Raw genomic sequence first — 17019 nt, 5'->3', positions numbered from 1 at the left:
GGTCAGAAATCCAGATCGGCGTAATGCTTGGGCGGCGGCACGCCGGCGATGTGGTCGGCCAGCAGCGGCCGGAAGCTGGGGCGGCTCTTGACGCGGGCGTAGTAATCGCGGGCGTCCTGGTGATCGTCCCAGGGCACGTCGCCCAGGTAGTCGATGGCCGACAGCTGGGCGGCGCAGGCCACGTCGGCCAGGGAGAAATCATCCCCCGCCAGCCAGGTCCGCCGCTCGGTCAGCCAGCCGATATAGTCGAGATGGTAATGGATGTTGGCGTGGCCGGCCCGGATGGCCGCGGCGTGGGGCGTGCCCTGGCCGGACAGGCGCTTGAACAGCTTCTCCCCCAGCAGCAGGTCCGTCACCTCGCGCACGAACTTGACGTCGAACCACGAGGTCAGCCGGCGCACCTCGGCCCGCTGCACCACCTGGGCGCCCAGCAGGGTGGTGTCGGGATAGGCGTCTTCCAGATATTCGCAGATGGCGGCGTGGTCGGCGATGACCGCGCCATCCTCCTCGACCAGAACCGGCACCTCGCCAGCCGGGTTCAGCAGCAGGAAATCCTCCCGCCGGTCCCAGGGCTTTTCCAGTTCCAGACTGAACTCCAGCCGCTTTTCCGCAAGAGCCACCCGGACTTTCCGCGCGTAAGGCGACAAAGGGTGGTGATAAACTGTCCGCATCCGCTGACCTGTCCGGCAACCCGGGTTCACGATTCCAATTCGTATCGCATTCCGGCTGGTTTGTCCCCGTGTGCCACAGCGGCCGGTGAAAGGAAAGTACCCCACCTAGGGGAGCCCGGTGGAGTCGAAACCGTTACCCGCGCCTGTGATCGCGGTTCCGGGCCTGTGGCCCCGGTGTGTGTGGGCCGGCTGGAGCGGGCGGAAAGAAGTCGGGTGCCGCCACTTTCCATTTGCCGGCACGGACCAAGATTAAGACGCCGGCCGCTCGCTGCGGTTGTGCGGCGGCGTGGGTGGAATGGGAACCATGCAGGATGATACCGCCCGTCTTCTGCGGGCACTGGAAATCGATCGGAGTGGGGCCGACTGGCAGCGGCGGTCGCGGCACCGTGTCTGGCCCGTCCTGGTGACGGTCTCTGCCCTTGCCGGGGCGGGGACGGGAGCGTATCTGGCCTGGGGATCGGCACCGCCACGCTCCACAGTCGAAGCGGCCAAGCCCGCCGCCATGGCGGAACGGCCGCTACAACCCCCGGCGGAAACCAAGCCGACGCCGGTGCAGGGGGCAGCACCCCCCGCCGCTGCCGCGGCCCGGCCCGCCGGGTCGCTGGTGGCGTCCGGCTTCATCGTCGCCCGGCGCATGGCCACGGTCTCGGCCGAGATCACCGGCCGAGTCGAGGAGGTGCGCGTCCAGGAAGGTGTCAGCGTCGCCGCGGGCGACCTGCTGGCCCGGCTGGATGACCGTCTGGCCCGCATCGACCTGGATCTGTCCAGGGCCAAGGTGACCGCGGCCGCGGCGGCCATCGACAGCACGGCCGCAGATCTGCGGGATGCCGAACGCACCCTGACCCGGACCACGGCCCTGTCCGGCAACCGGGTGGCCAGCGATGCCGACCTGATCCGCGCCAAGGCCCGGGCCGAGTCGCTGCGGGCCCAGCTGCAGGCGGCCCGTGCCGAGCTGGAGGCGGCCCGCCTGACCGTGGCCCGCAATGTCGAGGCGGTGGACCGGCATCTGGTCCGGGCCCCCTTCGCCGGCGTGGTGACGGAGAAGAATGCCCAGCCCGGGGAGATCATCAGTCCCATGTCCTCCGGCGGCTTCACCCGCACCGGCATCTGCACGCTGGTGGACATGGACAGCCTGGAGATCGAGGTGGATGTGAACGAGGCCAATATCGGCCGGGTTTCGCCGGAGCAGCCGGTGCAGGCGGTGCTCGACGCCTATCCCGACTGGACCATTCCCGCCTCGGTCATCGCGGTGATCCCCACGGCCAACCGTGACAAGGCCACCATCAAGGTGCGCATCGCGCTGGGGCTGCGCGATGCGCGCATCCTGCCCAACATGGCGGCCAAGGTGACATTCCTCGATGCCGCCCGGACCGCCCGGAGCACACCATGACCGCGCCGGATCTGATCCGCCTGTCCGGCGTGGCCAAGCGCTTCACCAAGGCCGGACAGGGCATCACCATCTTCGACCATCTGGACATGGGGATCGGGCGGGGGGACTTCGTCGCCATCATGGGACCCAGCGGGTCGGGCAAGACCACGCTGCTGAACCTGTTGGGGGGGATCGACCAGCCCACGGGCGGGGAGATCTGGTTCGACGGCGCCCGTATCGACCGGCTGCCGGAAGGACGGCTGGCGGACTGGCGTGCCAACAATGTCGGCTTCATCTTCCAGTTCTACAACCTCATGCCGACCCTGACGGCCCTGCGCAATGTCGAGCTGCCGCTGCTGCTGACCCCGCTGGGCCGGGCGGAGCGCCGGCAGCGGGCCGAGATCGCCCTGCGCATCGTCGGCCTGTCCGACCGGCTGGGCCATTATCCCCGGGAAATGTCCGGCGGACAGCAGCAGCGCGTCGCCATCGCCCGCGCCATCGTGTCCGACCCGAAGATGCTGCTCTGCGACGAGCCCACCGGCGATCTCGACCGCGGCACGGCCGATGAGATCCTGCGCATGCTGCAGCTGCTGAACCGCGAAATGGGCAAGACCATCGTCATGGTGACCCATGATCCGGAGGCCGCCCGCTATGCCGGGCGTATCCTGCATCTGGACAAGGGACGGTTCGTCGAGAACGAGCTGGCGGGGGCCAGGGTGTCATGAACGATTTCACCCTGGTCCGCGCCAACCTGTTCCGGCGGAAGCTGCGGGCCATGCTGATGATCGTGGCCATCTTCATCGCCTTCCTGATCTTCGGCGTTCTGGCCAGTTTCGAACGCGCCTTCAGCAGCGGGGAGACGACGGCCGCCGCCAACCGCCTGGTCGTCAACAACAAGATCAATTTCACCCAGCCCCTGCCCCTGGCCTATCTGGGGCGGGTGCGCGGGGTCGAGGGGGTGCGGCTGGCCAGCCATTTCAGCTGGTTCGGTGGCTATTACCAGGAGCCGCGGAACTTCCTGATCGCCTTCGCCGTGGAGCCGGACAGCTATCTCGACATCTACCGTGACGATCTGCGGGTCACGGCGGAGGAGCGGGCGCGGTTCCTGGCCGACCAGGGCAGCCTGCTGGTCGGCGATGTGGTGGCGGCGAAATATGGCTGGAAAATCGGCGACCGCATCCCCCTGTCCAGCAACATCTGGACCAACAGCTCCACCGGCGGGCGGCGCTGGGACTTCACCATCGCCGGCATCCTGCGGCCGGGCAAGCCGCAGTCCGACACCAATCTGGTGGTCTTCCACTATGATTACCTGAACGAGACGCGCGGCGTGGCCCGCGACAGCATCGGCGTGGTGGTTCTGGAAACCGTGGATGCGGCCGTGAACGAGACGGTGGCGGCGCGCATCGATTCCCTGTTCGCCAACTCCTTCGCCGAAACGGAGACGGTGACCGAAGCCGCCTTCAACAAGCAGTTCGCGGCCCAGTTCGGCAACATCGCCCTGATCGTCGGGCTGGTGGTCGGGGCCGCCTTCGTCACCATCCTGATGATCGTCGGCAACACCATGGTCATGGCCATCCGCGAACGCACGCGCGAGGTGGCGGTGCTGAAGACGCTGGGCTTTCCCAGCCCGCGCATCTTCCGTCTGGTGCTGGGCGAAAGCCTGCTGCTGGCCTTTCTCGGCGGCATTCCCGGCCTGCTGGCGGCAGCGGCCGCATTGGCGGCCCTGCGTCCCCTGCTGGCCGGCTTCGCCCCCGGCCTGGCGCTGGCGCCGCCGGTGGCGCTGACCGGGGTCGGCCTGATGCTGCTGCTGGGCCTCGCCACCGGGGCGCTGCCGGCGCTGAACGCGCTGCGCCTGAACATCGTGACCGGACTGGGACGGGATTAGACCATGCCGCGCCTTCTGGCCCAGATCGCCGCCGTGACGGCCATCAATGTCAAAAGCATGCCGCAGCGGGCCTGGCTGTCGGCCTCCACCGTCGTGGCCGTGGCGCTGGTGGTGGCCGTGCTCCTGTCCTTCCTGGCCATGGCCAACGGTTTCGAGCAGACCCTGCGTGGCACCGGTTCGCCCGAGGTGGCGGTGCTGCTGCGCGGCGGTGCCGGTGTGGAGATCAACAGCAGCATCAGCCGCGATCAGGTCCGGCTGGTGGAGGAGGCGCCGGGCATCGCCCGCGGCGCCGATGGCCGCCCGCTGGTGTCGGCAGAGCTCTATGTCACGGTGGACGGGCGCAAGCGGGCCGGCGGCAGCAAGGCCAATGTCACGCTGCGGGGCATGGGGCCGGAAGGGGCCGCCATCCGCCCCGGATTCCGGATCGTCGGTGGCCGCATGGCGCAGCCCGGTTCGGCCGAACTGATGGTGGGGCAGAGCCTGGTCCGCGAGTTCGCCGGGTTCGACCTGGGCAGCCGTGTCCGCATCGCCAATGCCGACTGGACCGTGGTCGGCGTGTTCGATATGGGCGGTTCGGTCTTCGAATCCGAGCTGTGGGCCGATATCGCCACGGTGCAGAGCCTGTTCCGCCGGACCAATGTCTTCCAGAGCATCCGCGTGCGCCTGGACGCGCCGGACCGGCTGCCGGCGCTTCGGGCCTATCTGGACGCCGATCCCCGCCTGAAGCTGGACGCCAAGTCCGAGGTCGCCTATTTCGCCGATCAGGCCTCCAGCACCATCACTCTGATCCGCTTTCTCGGCTGGCCCCTGGCCATCGCCATGGCCGTGGGGGCCCTGGCCGGGGCGCTGAACACCATGTACAGCGCGGTTGCCGCCCGCGCGCAGGAGATTGCGACCCTGCGCTGCCTGGGGTTCGGCGGCATTCCCAGCTTCGTCGGCACTCTGATCGAGTCCCTGTTGCTTGCCCTGCTGGGTGGTCTTCTGGGGGCTGCGGTGACCTGGGCAGCGTTCGATGGGGTCACCGCCTCCACCCTCGGCAGCGGGTTCACCCAGGTGGTTTTCGCCTTCCGGCTCAGCCCGGTGCTGGTGTTCCAGGGCGTGGTCCTGGCCCTGGTCGTTGGCCTTCTGGGGGGCCTGTTCCCGGCCTGGCGGGCGGCGCATGTGCCGATCGTGCGGGCCTATGGCAACGGCTGATGCCGCGGCGGATCTTCGGACTGAACGCCATAGTGTGTTTATAAAACACAGATGCCGGCATCTGACCGGCCTGGGTGCGGTTCGATAAAAGGCAAGAGAGAGGTGATGTCCTGATCCGGCCGGGATGGAGCAGATCCGAGCCGTGGTCCAGCAGACGACACGCCATCACCATGTTCATGATTTGACATATGATTCCAGGTTGCCATCGATGAATGGTATGGCATCCGGATGAATGCCCGACCATTTGGGGAGTCGCCGCGGGATGGGATGCTGCTGTACACCAGCAGGATGTTCCACCGTGTGCGCATCGCCAGTCTGGCTGCCGCCGTTGCCCTGCCGATCCTCACCTTCGCCGGTGTGCTTGTCATTCAGTTGGATGCAAGTCGTCAGGAGACGGTCGAAGACTCCCTGCGGCAGACCGCACGGGTGGCGATGGATGCTATCGACGGGGAACTGGGGTGGCATCTGGCCACGCTGGAAACGCTGGCATCCAGTCCGGGCCTGCGCAGTCAACGTATCGAGATCATGTTGGTTCCCGGCCGCCGGGTCCTGCAAACCCGGCCCGACTGGTGCGGTTTGGCCCTGATGGCGGCCGACGGCTCCCGGCTGATGGAACTGCGCCGACGCCGGAGCGAGCCGGGGCAGCCGACCGCACCGCCGGCCGGCACCGATCCGGTGATCCCGCTCCTGGTCCAGCAACGGCCCATGATCCTGGGTGTCCATACGCCGTCGCGCTGCGAAGGGATGTCCGCCATTGTCCTGGCGGCCCCCGTGCCGGATGCGTCTGCCTCGGAGGAGGAGGGGCCGGCCCCTGACGGCGGCGGTCCGCAGGTCCCCGGACGCCGGATCATTCTGGCGTCCGTCGATCCCGTGGTCTTCACGACGGCCCTGCACCGCCTGCGCCTGCCCGAGGGCTGGACTGTGGCCGTTCTCGACCGCAGCGCGCTCATCGCCGGCCGGCTGCCGGCACCCGGCCGGTTCATCGGTCGGCCCGCGCCCCAAGCCCTGGCGGAGATACTGTCCCGTGTTCCCGATGATTCGCTGTCCCTGGCACTGGACCAGGACGGAGCACGGGTCTACACGGCCATCCACCGCTCCAGCCGCACCGGCTGGGCTGTGGCCGTCGGAGCACCCGCCGATCTGGTGGAAACGCCGATCTGGCGTCAGCGCTGGCTTCTCATCGGCGGTGGCGGCATGGCGCTGGCGACCGCCATTCTGCTGGCCTTCTCCATCGGGCGCCTGCTGGTCGAGCAGCGGGATTCCGAGCGGCGTCTGGCCGAGCTGGATATGGAGCGGGTCCAGGAACGCCGGCTTACCGAGGTCGCAGGCAATCTGCCCGGCGTCATCTTCCGCCGCATCCTCCATCCCGATGGCCGCATCACCTATCCCTATATCAGCCCTTCGATTGAAACGGCCTTGGGGATCGGCTTCGGCGAGGTCGCGGCACCGGGAGATCAGGCCGCACTGATCCGGGTTCTGGTTCCGGAGGACCGGCCTTACTGGGAGGCTGCGATTGCGGACTCTGCCCGCGGCCTGACACCCTATGATGTCGAAGGGCGCATCCAGTGCAGCGATGGCAGCGTGCGCTGGGTCCGCAGCCGGGCCAATGCCAGGCGGACTCCGGAGGATTGCATCGTCTGGGACGGCGTTGCCGTCGATATCACCGACCTGAAGCAGGCCGAACAGGCGCTGCGCGACAGCGAGCAGAAGCTGCGGCTGGCCTTGAATGCCGGGCAGCTGGTGCTGTGGGAGGTTGATCTGGCCAGCGACCGGGTCCTCTGCGATCCCGCCCTTCCCCTGCTGTTCGGTCTGGCTCTGGACACGGACTGGCCCGCCTCGGCCTATGTCGAGGCCATCCATCCGGAAGACCGCCCCGCCGTCGTCGCCGAACTGGAGGCGTCCATTGCCGGCAAATCCGTCTTCCATGCGGAGTTCCGGGTCGGGCAGCCGGGCGAACCGGTCCGCTGGATCTCCAGCTACTCGGCCATTCGCCGGAATGCGGCCGGTGCCGCCGAATTGGTGATCGGCGTCAACCGCGACATCACGGCCGCGAAGGAGGCGGAAGCCCGGCAGCGGTTGCTGATGCGGGAGGTGGACCACCGGGCCAAGAACGCCCTCACGGTCGTCCAGGCCCTGGTCCGCGTGACACGGGCCGATAGTCCCGCGGCGTTTGCCGAGGCGGTGGAGGGGCGGGTGGCCGCATTGGCCAGAACCCATATCCTGCTGGCCCGCAACCGCTGGGAGGGCGTGGCTCTGCATGATCTGGTGCGGGACGAGATCGCTCCCTATGCCGACACCGATCGCGTCCACCTCTCCGGTCCGGAGCTGGAGGTGGAGCCGGACAGCACACAGGCGATCGGCATGATCATGCACGAGCTGGCGACCAATGCCGCCAAGTACGGCGCCCTTTCCTGTGTCGACGGGCGTGTTTCCGTGTCCTGGCACCTGGACCGGACGGCCGGTCTTCTGCGCCTGGAATGGCTGGAAAGCGGCGGGCCGCCGGTGCATCCGCCGACGCATCTGGGGTTCGGTTCGCTTCTGATCGAGACCAACGCCCAGACACAGCTGTCCGGGCGGGCGCGCATGGACTGGCGGCTCACCGGCCTGGTCTGCATTCTCGACCTCCCGGCGGACCGGGTCAGCGGCCGGCGGACGTCGGCTGCGGAGGCTTGAGTCCGGGGCGGGGACCGGGAGCCGGCAGTGCGGCACGGCCCGAGGGCCGTAGTTCCACCGCCCGGGGGAAGACCACCACCACCCGCAGGCCGGGGCCGTTATCCTCCAGGGACAGCGACGCGTCATGCAGCCGGGCCACGGCGGCGACCAGACTCAAACCCAGCCCGTGCCCCGGCGTGCCGCGATGTTCCTCAAGCCGGACGAAGCGGTCGAGGACGCGCTCCCTGTCGCCCGCGGGAATGCCGGGACCTGTGTCGGCCACGGACAGACAGGCCGCACCATCCGGGCGCTGCGCGGCGGCGATGCTGACGGTGCCGCCTTCCGGCGTATACTTGACCGCATTCTCCACCAGATTGCTCAGAAGCTGCGCCAGCAGCTGGCGGCTGCCCTGGACCTGGATGCCGGATGGTCCGCTGACGGACAGGGACTGGCCGCGCTCCTCCGCCACCGGCTCGTACAGCTCGGCGGCATCGGCCACCAGGGCGCCGAGATCGACGGCGGCGAAATCGGTCCTGGCCCGCCCGGATTCGGCGGCGGCGATGGTCAGCAGCGCACCGAAGACGCCCAGAAGCCGGTCGATCTCCCCGATAGCCATCTCCAGCGTCGCCCGCTGGGGCGAGGTCATTTCCTCCTCCAGCAGGGCCAGTTCCAGCCGGGCCCGCAGGCGTGACAGCGGGGTCCGCAGGTCATGGGCCACATTGTCGGTGACCTGCCGCATGCTCAGCATCAGGCGGCCGATCTCGTCCAGCATGCGGTTGAGATTCTGCGACAGCCGGTCGATCTCGTCGCCGGTGCCGGCGATGGGCATGCGGTCGGCGAAATGGCCGGCGGTGATGCGGTCGATGGTGCGGTTGACGGTCTCGATGCGCACGGCCACCCGTCGTCCCATCAGCAGGGCACCGGCCGTGCCGATGCAGACGGCGAGCAGCACCGCCCAGACCAGGCCGGTCAGGATCTGGCCGCGCAGCAGGTAGCGCTCGGTCATGTCATGGCCGACCAGCAGCCAGCCGCTGCTGCCCAGGGATATGACGACGGCCACCGCCGGGCGGACCGGTCCCGGTTTGCGCAGCGAGCGGATATCGAAGGCCGTCCAGCCGACCTGACCGGTGGACATGGGCCAGGTGGCCAGATTTCCGGCGATCACATCCAGGTTCGGCGTGGCCACGGCATAGATCATCTCGGTGCGCGGATTCTCGCTGCGTTCCGACACCAGCTGCATCAGGCCGACGCGGCCCCGGTTCTCCCAGGTGTTGCGCAGCTCATTCACCTCGCGGAGGATGGTCTCCTCCGTGTGGCGTTCGATGAAGCCGGCCGTGAACCAGTAGACCACGGCCAGCACCGCCATCACCGACAGGGTGAACAGGCCGAGATAGAACGCCGCCAGACGGAAGGTGGTGGTGCGGAGGAGATCAATCCGGGGCACGGAGCACGTATCCCGCTCCCCGCACCGTCTGGATCAGCGGCACGGGATGGTCCTTGTCGATCTTCTGGCGCAGCCGGGCGATGTGGACGTCGATGACATTGGTCTGGGGATCGAAATGATAATCCCAGACATTTTCCAGCAGCATGGTGCGGGTCACCACATGGCCGGCATTGCGCATGAGATATTCCAGCAGCTGGAATTCCCGCGGCAGCAGATCGACGTCGCGGCCGGCACGCTTCACCGTGCGGGCCAGCAGATCCATTTCCAGGTCGGCCACCTGCAGCTTGGTCTGCGGGCCGCCGGCCTTGCCGCGGCGCTGCAGCACCTCCAGCCGCGCCAGCAGTTCGGCGAAGGCGAAGGGCTTGGTCAGGTAATCGTCGGCGCCGGCCCGCAGCCCCTTGACCCGGTCATCGACACTGCCGAGCGCCGACAGGATCAGGGCCGGTGTGCTGTTGCCGGTGGCGCGCAGCACCTCCAGCACCGACAGGCCGTCGCGGCCGGGCAGCATGCGGTCCACCACCAGCGCGTCATAGGGTTCGGCCGCCGCCAGGAACAGCCCGTCGCGGCCATTGTCGGCATGGTCGACCACATGGCCCGCCTCGCGCAGGCCTTTGGTCAGGTAATCCGCGGTGGCGCGGTCGTCTTCGATGACCAGGATCTTCATGGCGCTGATCCTACCCCCTGTGGCCTCCGGAAAAAAGGCGGCCGGGCGGTTGGGGGACCGCCCGGCCGTGAGGCGGGGTTCAAGAGAATGAGAGAGGAAAGCGGCAGGGGTGGGAATGGGGGGCACCCCTGCCGCAGACCGACGGGCGGGGATGGGGGGCGTATACCCGGCGGTCTGTGTCAGAACCATAGGGGGACGGGCGTGACCGAACCCTTTCGAGAACATGAAATCGCTGTCATGCATCGGGCCGAGCGGTCCGGGGGGCGGTCCGGGGCCACCTGCCGGATGACAGGAAATTCATCTGTCTGTCAGTGCCGCGCAGGGGAGGGCGCGGCAGAGTGAGCGGCAGTTCGGGCCTGATGCGGCCCGGAAGAAGGACAATGGAGAACGACCCCATGACCGACCGCACGATCGCTGGCCTCCGCCGCAGTCTGGCCGCGGCTCTGCTGGCCGGCACCGCCCTGGTGGGCGGTTTCACCGTCAATTCCGCCCCGGCCGTCGCCGCCATCGCCCCGTCCGCCTTGCCCGCCAGCGGCTTTGCCGATCTGGTCGAGCAGATCTCCCCCGCCGTGGTCACCATCATGGCGGAGAAGGAGGAGGCGGAAGCGGTGCAGATGAGCGAGCTGCCGCCGGGCATGGAAGAGTTCCTGCGCCGTTTCGGCGGCCCCGGCCTGCCGTTCCGTGGCGGCCCGGCCCAGCCGCAGAAGGCCCGGTCGCTGGGCTCCGGCTTCATCTTCGACGCCACCGGCTATGTCGTCACCAACCGGCATGTCATCGACGGGGCCGATGCCGTCACCGTGACCCTGCAGGACGGCCGCGAGCTGAAGGCCACCATCGTCGGTGACGATGACAAGACCGATCTGGCCGTGCTGAAGGTGGAGAGCGACAAGCCGCTGCCCAGCCTGCCCTTCGCCGACAGCGACAAGGTGCGTGTCGGCGATGTGGTCATCGCCGTCGGCAACCCCTTCGGCCTGGGCGGCACCGTCACCGCCGGCATCGTCTCCGCCCGTGGCCGCGCCATCGGCGCCGGCCCCTATGACGATTTCATCCAGGTCGATGCGGCCATCAACCGCGGCAATTCCGGCGGTCCGACCTTCAATGCCGCCGGCCAGGTGGTCGGCATCAACACCGCCATCTTCTCGCCCAATGGCGGGTCCGTCGGCATCGGCTTCGCCATCCCCTCCAACATCGTCAAGCCGGTAGTGGAGCAGTTGAAGGCCGGCGGCAAGGTCGATCGCGGCTGGCTGGGCGTGTCGCTGCAGCCCCTGACCAAGGAACTGGCCGACAGCCTGGGCCTGAAGTCGGAAGAGGGGGCGCTGCTGGCCTCGGTCCAGCCGGACAGCCCGGCGGCCAAGGCCGGCCTGAAGGCCGGTGACGTGGTGCTGAAGACCGATGGCAAGCCGGTCAAGGAGACCCGCGATCTGGCCCGCGCCGTGGGCTCGGTCAAGCCGGGCACCAAGGTCGATCTGGCCGTCTGGCGCGATGGGCGCGAGCGCGATATCGCCGTGACCGTGGCCGCTCCCCCGGGCGAGGGCAAGGGCGGGCGCGTCGCCCATGCCGGCGGCGGCAACCACAGCGAGGAGGTTTCCGGCCTGAAGCTGGCGGCCCTGGACGACGCCTGGCGGCAGCGGCTGAACCTGGATGACGCCGTCAACGGCGTGGTCGTGGTCGATGTCGACAGCCGCCTGGACGGTGTCCGCCGGGGCGACGTGATCCAGAGCGTCAACAACGAGCCGGTCACCCGTCCTGCCGACGTGGCCAAGAACATCAAGGCGGCGGAGGCGGCCGGGCGCAAGAACGCCCTGGTCCAGGTCCGCCGCGGCGATGCCACCGCCTTCATCGCCGTGCCGGTGAAGCTGGGCTGATGCTCCACCATCCCTTCCGGTTCCCGGAGCCCCGCCCAGCCTGACAGGGCTCCGGCTCCCGTACCGGCCCCGCAGCGGCCGGTACGGATCTCCCGGAGGCGGGCTTGCCCGCCCCCGGTCTTACTCCCCCAAGTCGGTTGCTCCTTGTCCCCTTTCCCGCCGTCGCGGGGGAGGGGACTTTTTTACGCGCAGCCTCCGTCCGGCCCTGCTGCTAGGATCGCGCTCTTTCAGCAGACCCGCCGGATATCGTGCGCATGACCGAGCCCGCCCCCGTTACCCTGACCCCGGCCCGCGAGGGCATCGCCACCCTTTTGCTGGACCGGCCGCAGCGGCGCAACGCCCTGACCCGGGCCATGTGGGGCGCCATTCCCGGCCTGCTGGAGCAGGCCGCCGCCGACCCCGCCGTCAAGGTCCTGCTGGTGCGCGGGGCCGGCGGCTGCTTCGCCGCCGGGGCCGATATCGCCGAATTCCGCACGGCCCTGGCCGACCGCGCCGGCGCCGAAGCCTATGCGGGGGACATCGCCCGGGCCATGGACGGTCTGGCCGATTTCCCCAAGCCGACCCTGGCGCTGATCGAGGGTGCCTGCGTCGGCGGCGGCATGGGGCTGGCGCTGGCCTGCGACCTGCGCTTCGCCGCCGAGGATGCCCGGCTGGGCATCACCCCGGCGCGGCTGGGGCTGCTCTATCCGCTGGGCGACACGCGGCGGCTGGTCGAGGCCGTGGGCGCCGCCACCGCCAAGGACCTGCTGTTCACCGGCCGGCTGCTGGGCGCGGCCGAGGCGCGGGACCTGCGGCTGGTGGACCGGGTCCACCCGAGGGCGGCGCTGGAGGCGGCGGTGCTGGCCTATGCCGCCGAGATCACCGCCGCCTCGCAATGGACGGTGCGCCAGACCAAGGCCATGATCCGGCGGATCCTGGCCGGCCAGCGGCATGACGATGCCGAGACGCTGGCCATGTTCCTGGACACGGTGGAGGGAGCCGATTTCCAGGAGGGCTGGCACGCCTTCCTGGACAAGCGCCCGCCGCGCTTCCCCTTCGTCTGAGTCCCGCGGTACTGGACGAGACGGTCACGGTGACAAAGGTGACCCCAGGGCGACGTAAAGGCGACTAAGGTAACCTTAAGGTGACGCAAAGGTGACGGACGTCGCGCCGCAAGCCGTTGATTCTTTAAGGAATAATATCCTTAAAGTGACATGGGGCGGGTTTTGCGCCACCCGTCGCCTTTGCCGCGCCGGTTGCGTCAAGCGGGGCGCACGCCGCATGGTGTCTGTCTTTCACCCTGTCCAAGATCCGGGCCGCCGCGGGGCGACCCGGTCCAGGAAAGCATGATCTAGGACTTTTGTCCATTCCGGGGCGGGCGTCGCCGTGGCGGGGCGGAACCACGGACAACACGGACCTGCGGGCGCGGACGGGGGGCGTCAGCGAACCCAGACGCCACACCGCTCTGCACTGTCGGGGTTCGCTCCGCTCACCCGCGACCTACGGGTCGACCTACGGGTCGAAGCGTGAATGGGGCACGGTTGGGGGCGTCGGCATCTCCCACCGCGATGGATACATTCCAAGCCGGACCCATTTTCCGAAGCTGGACCACGGCCATTCCCATGGCGCCGCGCACAAGCCATGCCGCACCGGGTTGAAGTGGATGTAATCCAGATGATTCGACAGATCCCGGTCGTCCCGGATGCGGTGTTCCCAATAGCGTGGCTGCCAGACACCCCGCTCTCCCCGCGCCGGGCGCCCACGTGCCGCATCGGGCAGGCCGTTTCCCCGTGTGAAGCCGGCTTTGATCAGACCCCACCGCGTCGCATAATTCCCGTCCTCCGGCGGCAATTGCCAGAGACTGTGCAGATGGTCCGGCAGCACCACGGCGGCCACGATGTCAAAGGGAAGCCGAGCCCGCACGGCCTTCGTCACCGCCCGCAGCCGCGCCACCTGCACCGGATCGGCGAAGACCGGCTGCCGCCCTGCCGTGACCACGGTGAAGAAGAACATGGCTCCCGGGGTCCGGTTCCGCCGGTAATCCATGCGCACCCCCGGAAAATCCCATCAGGGTTGTATATCGTAGGTCGCGGGTGAGCGCCAGCGAACCCCGACACCCCGCTGCCCGCCCCGCTGCCCGCCCCGCTGCCCGTCCCGCTGCCCGCCCCGCTGCCCGCCCCGCTGCGGGGCGCGCCGCCCACCCGCGACCGATGCCGCACCGCGCCGGTGGTCAAAGCCGCGCCGATGGGTTACAGCATGGAACGAGCCTTGTCCGTTTCATCTGGAACAGCCGCCATGACCGTCACGCTTGCCGATATCCAGGATGCCGCCGCCGCCCTGAAGGACCATCTGGTGGCGACGCCCTGCATCCCGTCGCGCACGCTGTCGCAGATCACCGGGGCCGAGATCTGGGTGAAGTTCGAGAATCTGCAGTTCACCGCCGCCTTCAAGGAGCGCGGGGCGCTGAACAAGCTGCGGAAACTGACGGCGGAGGAGCGGCGCCGCGGCGTGGTCGCCATGTCGGCCGGCAACCATGCCCAGGGCGTGGCCTATCACGCCGGCCGGCTGGGCATTCCGGCCACCATCGTCATGCCCGAGGGCACGCCCTTCATCAAGGTGGAGATGACCGAGGGCCACGGGGCCCGCGTGGTGCTGACCGGCACCACGCTGGTCGAGGCCCAGGCCGAGGCCGAGCGCCTGAGCCGCGAGGAGGGGCTGGTCTTCGTCCACCCCTATGACGATGCCGATGTCATCGCCGGCCAGGGCACCATCGCCCTGGAGATGCTGCAGGCCTGCCCGGATCTGGAGGTGCTGGTGGTGCCGGTGGGCGGCGGCGGCCTCATCGCCGGCATGGCCACGGCGGCCAAGGCGCTGAAGCCCGGCATCACCGTGGTGGGCGTGGAGGTGGAGGCCTATCCGGCCATGCGGCAGCGCCTGCGCGGCGAGCCGCTGGATGTGGGCGGCGACACCATCGCCGAGGGCATCGCCGTCAAGAATGTGGGGACCCTGCCGCTGGAGATCTGCCGCCGGCTGGTGGACGAGGTGGTGCTGGTCCCCGATGCCGAGGTGGAGCGGGCCGTGGCCCTGTTCCTCAATATCGAGAAGACGGTGGCGGAGGGGGCCGGCGCCGCCGGTCTGGCCGCGGTGCTGAACCATGGCGACCTGTTCCGCGGCAAGCGCACGGGGCTGGTGCTCTGTGGCGGCAATATCGACAGCCGCATGCTGGCCCAGGTGCTGATGCGCCAGCTGGTGCGCGACGGGCGGCTGATCTCGGTCCGCGTCGTCGTGCCCGACCGCCCCGGCGCGCTGGGCAAGATCACCAGCCTGGTGGGCGAGGCCGGCGGCAACATCATCGAGGCCCTGCACCAGCGCCTGTTCACCACGGCCACGGTGAAATCCACCGACCTGGACCTGACCATCGAATGCCGCAGCGCCCGCCACGCCGCCCGCGTCATCGACTGCCTGCGCAGCAAGGGCGGCTTCGCCGTGAAGGTGCTGGCCGGCGGTGTGGAGGGGTGAGGGGGAGGAGACGAGGCCAATGACATGGTCAAAGGCCTCGTCTCAGGCTTACTGCTGCCCCTTGTACGGAATGATCCTGGAGCGCTGGCCGTAGATAACCAGGACCTTCTCATTGACAGCTATGGCTGGCTCGGCCCCCTGAACCACGGTCAGCAGGGCGCCATTGGCCGTTTCCACCACATACTCGATACCATTCTGGCCGGTTGCGGATTTCTCGGCCATTGATCCGACAATGCCGCCAGCGACGGCGCCACCGATGGCACCGATAGCGGCAACTGCACCATCACCGCTGATCTGCGATCCGGCAACACCGCCAGCCGCAGCGCCAGCAGCCGTCCCTACACCCGACGTTCCTTCAATCTTAACCGGTCTTGCGGAAACAACGGTTCCGATAACGGTCCGGTTGACCTGTCCAACAGAGCCAACGGCATAGCTGTCAGGCGATACGTTCGGTGTGCAGGCTGATGCTGCCATGCAGAAGATGAGAACTGAAACGGATTTCCTGAGCATTTGCTCTCTCCGTCCATGTTTGGGTTTCAGCTGGTGGGCGTGGCGGAAGACTTGCCGGTGTCCTTCACCGGGAACATGGGCTTTTTAATGTCGACCGTCTCCAGGGCCTGCAAGAATTGCAGGATATTGTTCTGGACGGATCGATTGACCGATTCACGCGCCCGCACGGCGCCGACAAAAGCATAGTCGCCGGGAACATGGCCATTTGAAGAGATGTCTTGCGTATAGACAATAGATCCAGTGGACCTGTCGATGATTTCATACCGTGCGATCGTATCTGTATCCATTGCTGCGCCGAATGATGGCATGTCTAGTTTTAGAATTTTTACAGAAATATTGATCTTTGTGGGGGCGTCGTCTTTAAATATCGCCATGCGGCCAAGTGCATCCTGCAAAGCAGTTTGCCAGTACGGTGCGATGGTCTCGACGCCGGTCTCCAATTCACCAGCCTTCTCATCGGGGCGCGCAACGCTGACGTTGATTGCCTTCACTTCGGCAGGGATCTTCGTCTCAGAGACGCCCACATTGGGTACTGAGAAGTTAAGAGGAGGCATATCGGTGCAGGCGCTCAGCAGAAAAACGGCTGCAATCGACGAAAGCACCCGGATCTTCATGGCATTCTCTCTTCTGGGTAGTACCAAAATCGATGGTGCTACCTTTATCGTGGGAAAAGTTGAGCGGGTCAAGGCGCTCAGAATTTAGGCTTGAAAATGCCAACAATCCGACTCTATTTGTCGGCCGACATATCGAGCCTCCACATTAAATCAAGTTTTTGCCGAAAATGTATTTATATGTAATAATTATAATATGCAGCATTGATGTGGATGATCTGGATCAATGATTTCTATATCAAGAAAACGGAACTCAAAGTTACTGTGAGAAATAACAAGTAAAAACCATATGAATTTGACATTTTGCGCATACGCTAGAGCGTTTTCCTTTCAATCGAGGTCATATCCCGCAGCGGCAAAGTAGTTTTGGCATTCAGTTGGGGTGAAGGCATCGATGCTGGTGGCGATGGCCTGCCAAAGGTCCTCCTTGGTTCTGGCTGCCGCCCTTTTCAGCAGGCTTTTGAGCTTGGAGAAGGCCATCTCGATGGGGTTGAAGTCGGGGCTGTAGGGCGGCAGGTAGCGCAGTTCCGCCCCGGTCCGCTCGATGATGTCGCGCACGCCGGCCAGCTTGTGGGCCGGCAGATTGTCCATCACCACCACGTCGCCCCGCGCCAGCGTCGGCGCCAGCACCTGCTCCACATAGGCCAGGAAGGCCG

General features: G+C 67.3%; 15 protein-coding genes. 8 read left to right on the top strand and 7 right to left on the bottom strand.

Features of this window, described 5'->3' with window-relative positions; all coding sequences use genetic code 11:
• Positions 1-2 precede the first annotated feature (2 nt).
• Positions 3-671 carry a glutathione S-transferase family protein gene (locus tag DK368_RS15650; RefSeq protein ID WP_114394910.1) on the bottom strand — a complete coding sequence of 223 codons (669 nt, stop codon included), beginning with the start codon at positions 669-671 and terminating at the stop codon, positions 3-5.
• A 304-nt stretch (positions 672-975) separates the two neighbouring features.
• Between DK368_RS15650 and DK368_RS15645 the strand changes: the two genes are divergently transcribed.
• The 5 genes from DK368_RS15645 (at position 976) to DK368_RS15625 (ending at position 7792) form a co-directional block, all read left to right on the top strand.
• Positions 976-2061, top strand: a complete 1086-nt coding sequence (locus DK368_RS15645) for an efflux RND transporter periplasmic adaptor subunit (protein WP_114394909.1) — start codon at positions 976-978, stop codon at positions 2059-2061.
• Complete coding sequence (locus DK368_RS15640) at positions 2058-2765, top strand: ABC transporter ATP-binding protein (RefSeq protein ID WP_114394908.1); 708 nt, start codon at positions 2058-2060, stop codon at positions 2763-2765. Before DK368_RS15645 ends, DK368_RS15640 begins: the two co-directional genes overlap by 4 nt.
• Positions 2762-3925 (top strand): ABC transporter permease, encoded by a 1164-nt coding sequence (locus tag DK368_RS15635; protein ID WP_114394907.1) that lies wholly within the window; start codon positions 2762-2764, stop codon positions 3923-3925. Before DK368_RS15640 ends, DK368_RS15635 begins: the two co-directional genes overlap by 4 nt.
• A 3-nt stretch (positions 3926-3928) precedes the next feature.
• On the top strand, positions 3929-5119 hold the full coding sequence (locus tag DK368_RS15630; RefSeq protein WP_114394906.1) for an ABC transporter permease: 1191 nt from the start codon (positions 3929-3931) through the stop codon (positions 5117-5119).
• A 267-nt stretch (positions 5120-5386) separates the two neighbouring features.
• Positions 5387-7792 carry an HWE histidine kinase domain-containing protein gene (locus DK368_RS15625; protein ID WP_162306055.1) on the top strand — a complete coding sequence of 802 codons (2406 nt, stop codon included), beginning with the start codon at positions 5387-5389 and terminating at the stop codon, positions 7790-7792.
• On the opposite strand, the gene DK368_RS15620 is transcribed toward DK368_RS15625, so the two are convergent.
• Together DK368_RS15620 and DK368_RS15615 are read right to left on the bottom strand one after the other, a co-directional pair.
• The gene (locus DK368_RS15620) at positions 7758-9215 is read right to left on the bottom strand and encodes a sensor histidine kinase (protein ID WP_240002526.1); all 1458 of its coding nucleotides are present in this window, start codon (positions 9213-9215) and stop codon (positions 7758-7760) included. The genes DK368_RS15625 and DK368_RS15620 overlap by 35 nt on opposite strands.
• Positions 9202-9879: a response regulator transcription factor gene (locus tag DK368_RS15615; RefSeq protein ID WP_114394904.1), complete on the bottom strand. Its 678-nt coding sequence runs from the start codon at positions 9877-9879 to the stop codon at positions 9202-9204. Before DK368_RS15615 ends, DK368_RS15620 begins: the two co-directional genes overlap by 14 nt.
• A 395-nt stretch (positions 9880-10274) precedes the next feature.
• On the opposite strand from DK368_RS15615, the gene DK368_RS15610 reads away from it, so the two are divergent.
• Both DK368_RS15610 and DK368_RS15605 read left to right on the top strand, forming a co-directional pair.
• Positions 10275-11744: a DegQ family serine endoprotease gene (locus DK368_RS15610; RefSeq protein WP_114395019.1), complete on the top strand. Its 1470-nt coding sequence runs from the start codon at positions 10275-10277 to the stop codon at positions 11742-11744.
• A gap of 254 nt (positions 11745-11998) precedes the next feature.
• Positions 11999-12787 (top strand): enoyl-CoA hydratase/isomerase family protein, encoded by a 789-nt coding sequence (locus DK368_RS15605; RefSeq protein WP_114394903.1) that lies wholly within the window; start codon positions 11999-12001, stop codon positions 12785-12787.
• A 448-nt stretch (positions 12788-13235) separates the two neighbouring features.
• On the opposite strand, the gene DK368_RS15600 is transcribed toward DK368_RS15605, so the two are convergent.
• On the bottom strand, positions 13236-13769 hold the full coding sequence (locus DK368_RS15600; protein WP_114394902.1) for an REP-associated tyrosine transposase: 534 nt from the start codon (positions 13767-13769) through the stop codon (positions 13236-13238).
• A gap of 249 nt (positions 13770-14018) precedes the next feature.
• Between DK368_RS15600 and DK368_RS15595 the strand changes: the two genes are divergently transcribed.
• A complete protein-coding gene (locus DK368_RS15595; protein WP_114394901.1) occupies positions 14019-15242 on the top strand; it encodes a threonine ammonia-lyase in 1224 nt (407 codons plus the stop codon).
• A 48-nt stretch (positions 15243-15290) separates the two neighbouring features.
• On the opposite strand, the gene DK368_RS15590 is transcribed toward DK368_RS15595, so the two are convergent.
• The 3 genes from DK368_RS15590 to DK368_RS15580 all read right to left on the bottom strand — a co-directional run.
• Complete coding sequence (locus DK368_RS15590) at positions 15291-15752, bottom strand: glycine zipper 2TM domain-containing protein (RefSeq protein WP_114394900.1); 462 nt, start codon at positions 15750-15752, stop codon at positions 15291-15293.
• A 26-nt stretch (positions 15753-15778) separates the two neighbouring features.
• Positions 15779-16366, bottom strand: a complete 588-nt coding sequence (locus DK368_RS15585) for a hypothetical protein (RefSeq protein ID WP_205028260.1) — start codon at positions 16364-16366, stop codon at positions 15779-15781.
• Positions 16367-16693: 327 nt separating this feature from the next.
• A partial coding sequence (locus DK368_RS15580; RefSeq protein ID WP_162305932.1) for a transposase occupies positions 16694-17019 on the bottom strand: 326 nt, incomplete at its 5' end.

Source organism: Oleisolibacter albus, assembly GCF_003336875.1.
In the GTDB taxonomy this organism is placed as follows: domain Bacteria; phylum Pseudomonadota; class Alphaproteobacteria; order Azospirillales; family Azospirillaceae; genus Niveispirillum; species Niveispirillum album.
The sequence above is the reverse complement of the archived record's forward strand: the minus strand, read 5'-3'. Positions and strand labels throughout refer to the sequence as shown.

Bases quoted from the DNA above. Each gene is read 5' to 3' on its own strand.
- DK368_RS15585 (WP_205028260.1), bottom strand. From the start codon at position 16,366: ATGAAGATCCGGGTGCTTTCGTCGATTGCAGCCGTTTTTCTGCTGAGC.
- DK368_RS15630 (WP_114394906.1), top strand. From the start codon at position 3,929: ATGCCGCGCCTTCTGGCCCAGATCGCCGCCGTGACGGCCATCAATGTC.
- DK368_RS15610 (WP_114395019.1), top strand. From the start codon at position 10,275: ATGACCGACCGCACGATCGCTGGCCTCCGCCGCAGTCTGGCCGCGGCT.
- DK368_RS15600 (WP_114394902.1), bottom strand. From the start codon at position 13,769: ATGGATTACCGGCGGAACCGGACCCCGGGAGCCATGTTCTTCTTCACC.
- DK368_RS15650 (WP_114394910.1), bottom strand. From the start codon at position 671: ATGCGGACAGTTTATCACCACCCTTTGTCGCCTTACGCGCGGAAAGTC.
- DK368_RS15640 (WP_114394908.1), top strand. From the start codon at position 2,058: ATGACCGCGCCGGATCTGATCCGCCTGTCCGGCGTGGCCAAGCGCTTC.
- DK368_RS15590 (WP_114394900.1), bottom strand. From the start codon at position 15,752: ATGCTCAGGAAATCCGTTTCAGTTCTCATCTTCTGCATGGCAGCATCA.
- DK368_RS15605 (WP_114394903.1), top strand. From the start codon at position 11,999: ATGACCGAGCCCGCCCCCGTTACCCTGACCCCGGCCCGCGAGGGCATC.
- DK368_RS15645 (WP_114394909.1), top strand. From the start codon at position 976: ATGCAGGATGATACCGCCCGTCTTCTGCGGGCACTGGAAATCGATCGG.
- DK368_RS15635 (WP_114394907.1), top strand. From the start codon at position 2,762: ATGAACGATTTCACCCTGGTCCGCGCCAACCTGTTCCGGCGGAAGCTG.
- DK368_RS15595 (WP_114394901.1), top strand. From the start codon at position 14,019: ATGACCGTCACGCTTGCCGATATCCAGGATGCCGCCGCCGCCCTGAAG.
- DK368_RS15615 (WP_114394904.1), bottom strand. From the start codon at position 9,879: ATGAAGATCCTGGTCATCGAAGACGACCGCGCCACCGCGGATTACCTG.
- DK368_RS15625 (WP_162306055.1), top strand. From the start codon at position 5,387: ATGCTGCTGTACACCAGCAGGATGTTCCACCGTGTGCGCATCGCCAGT.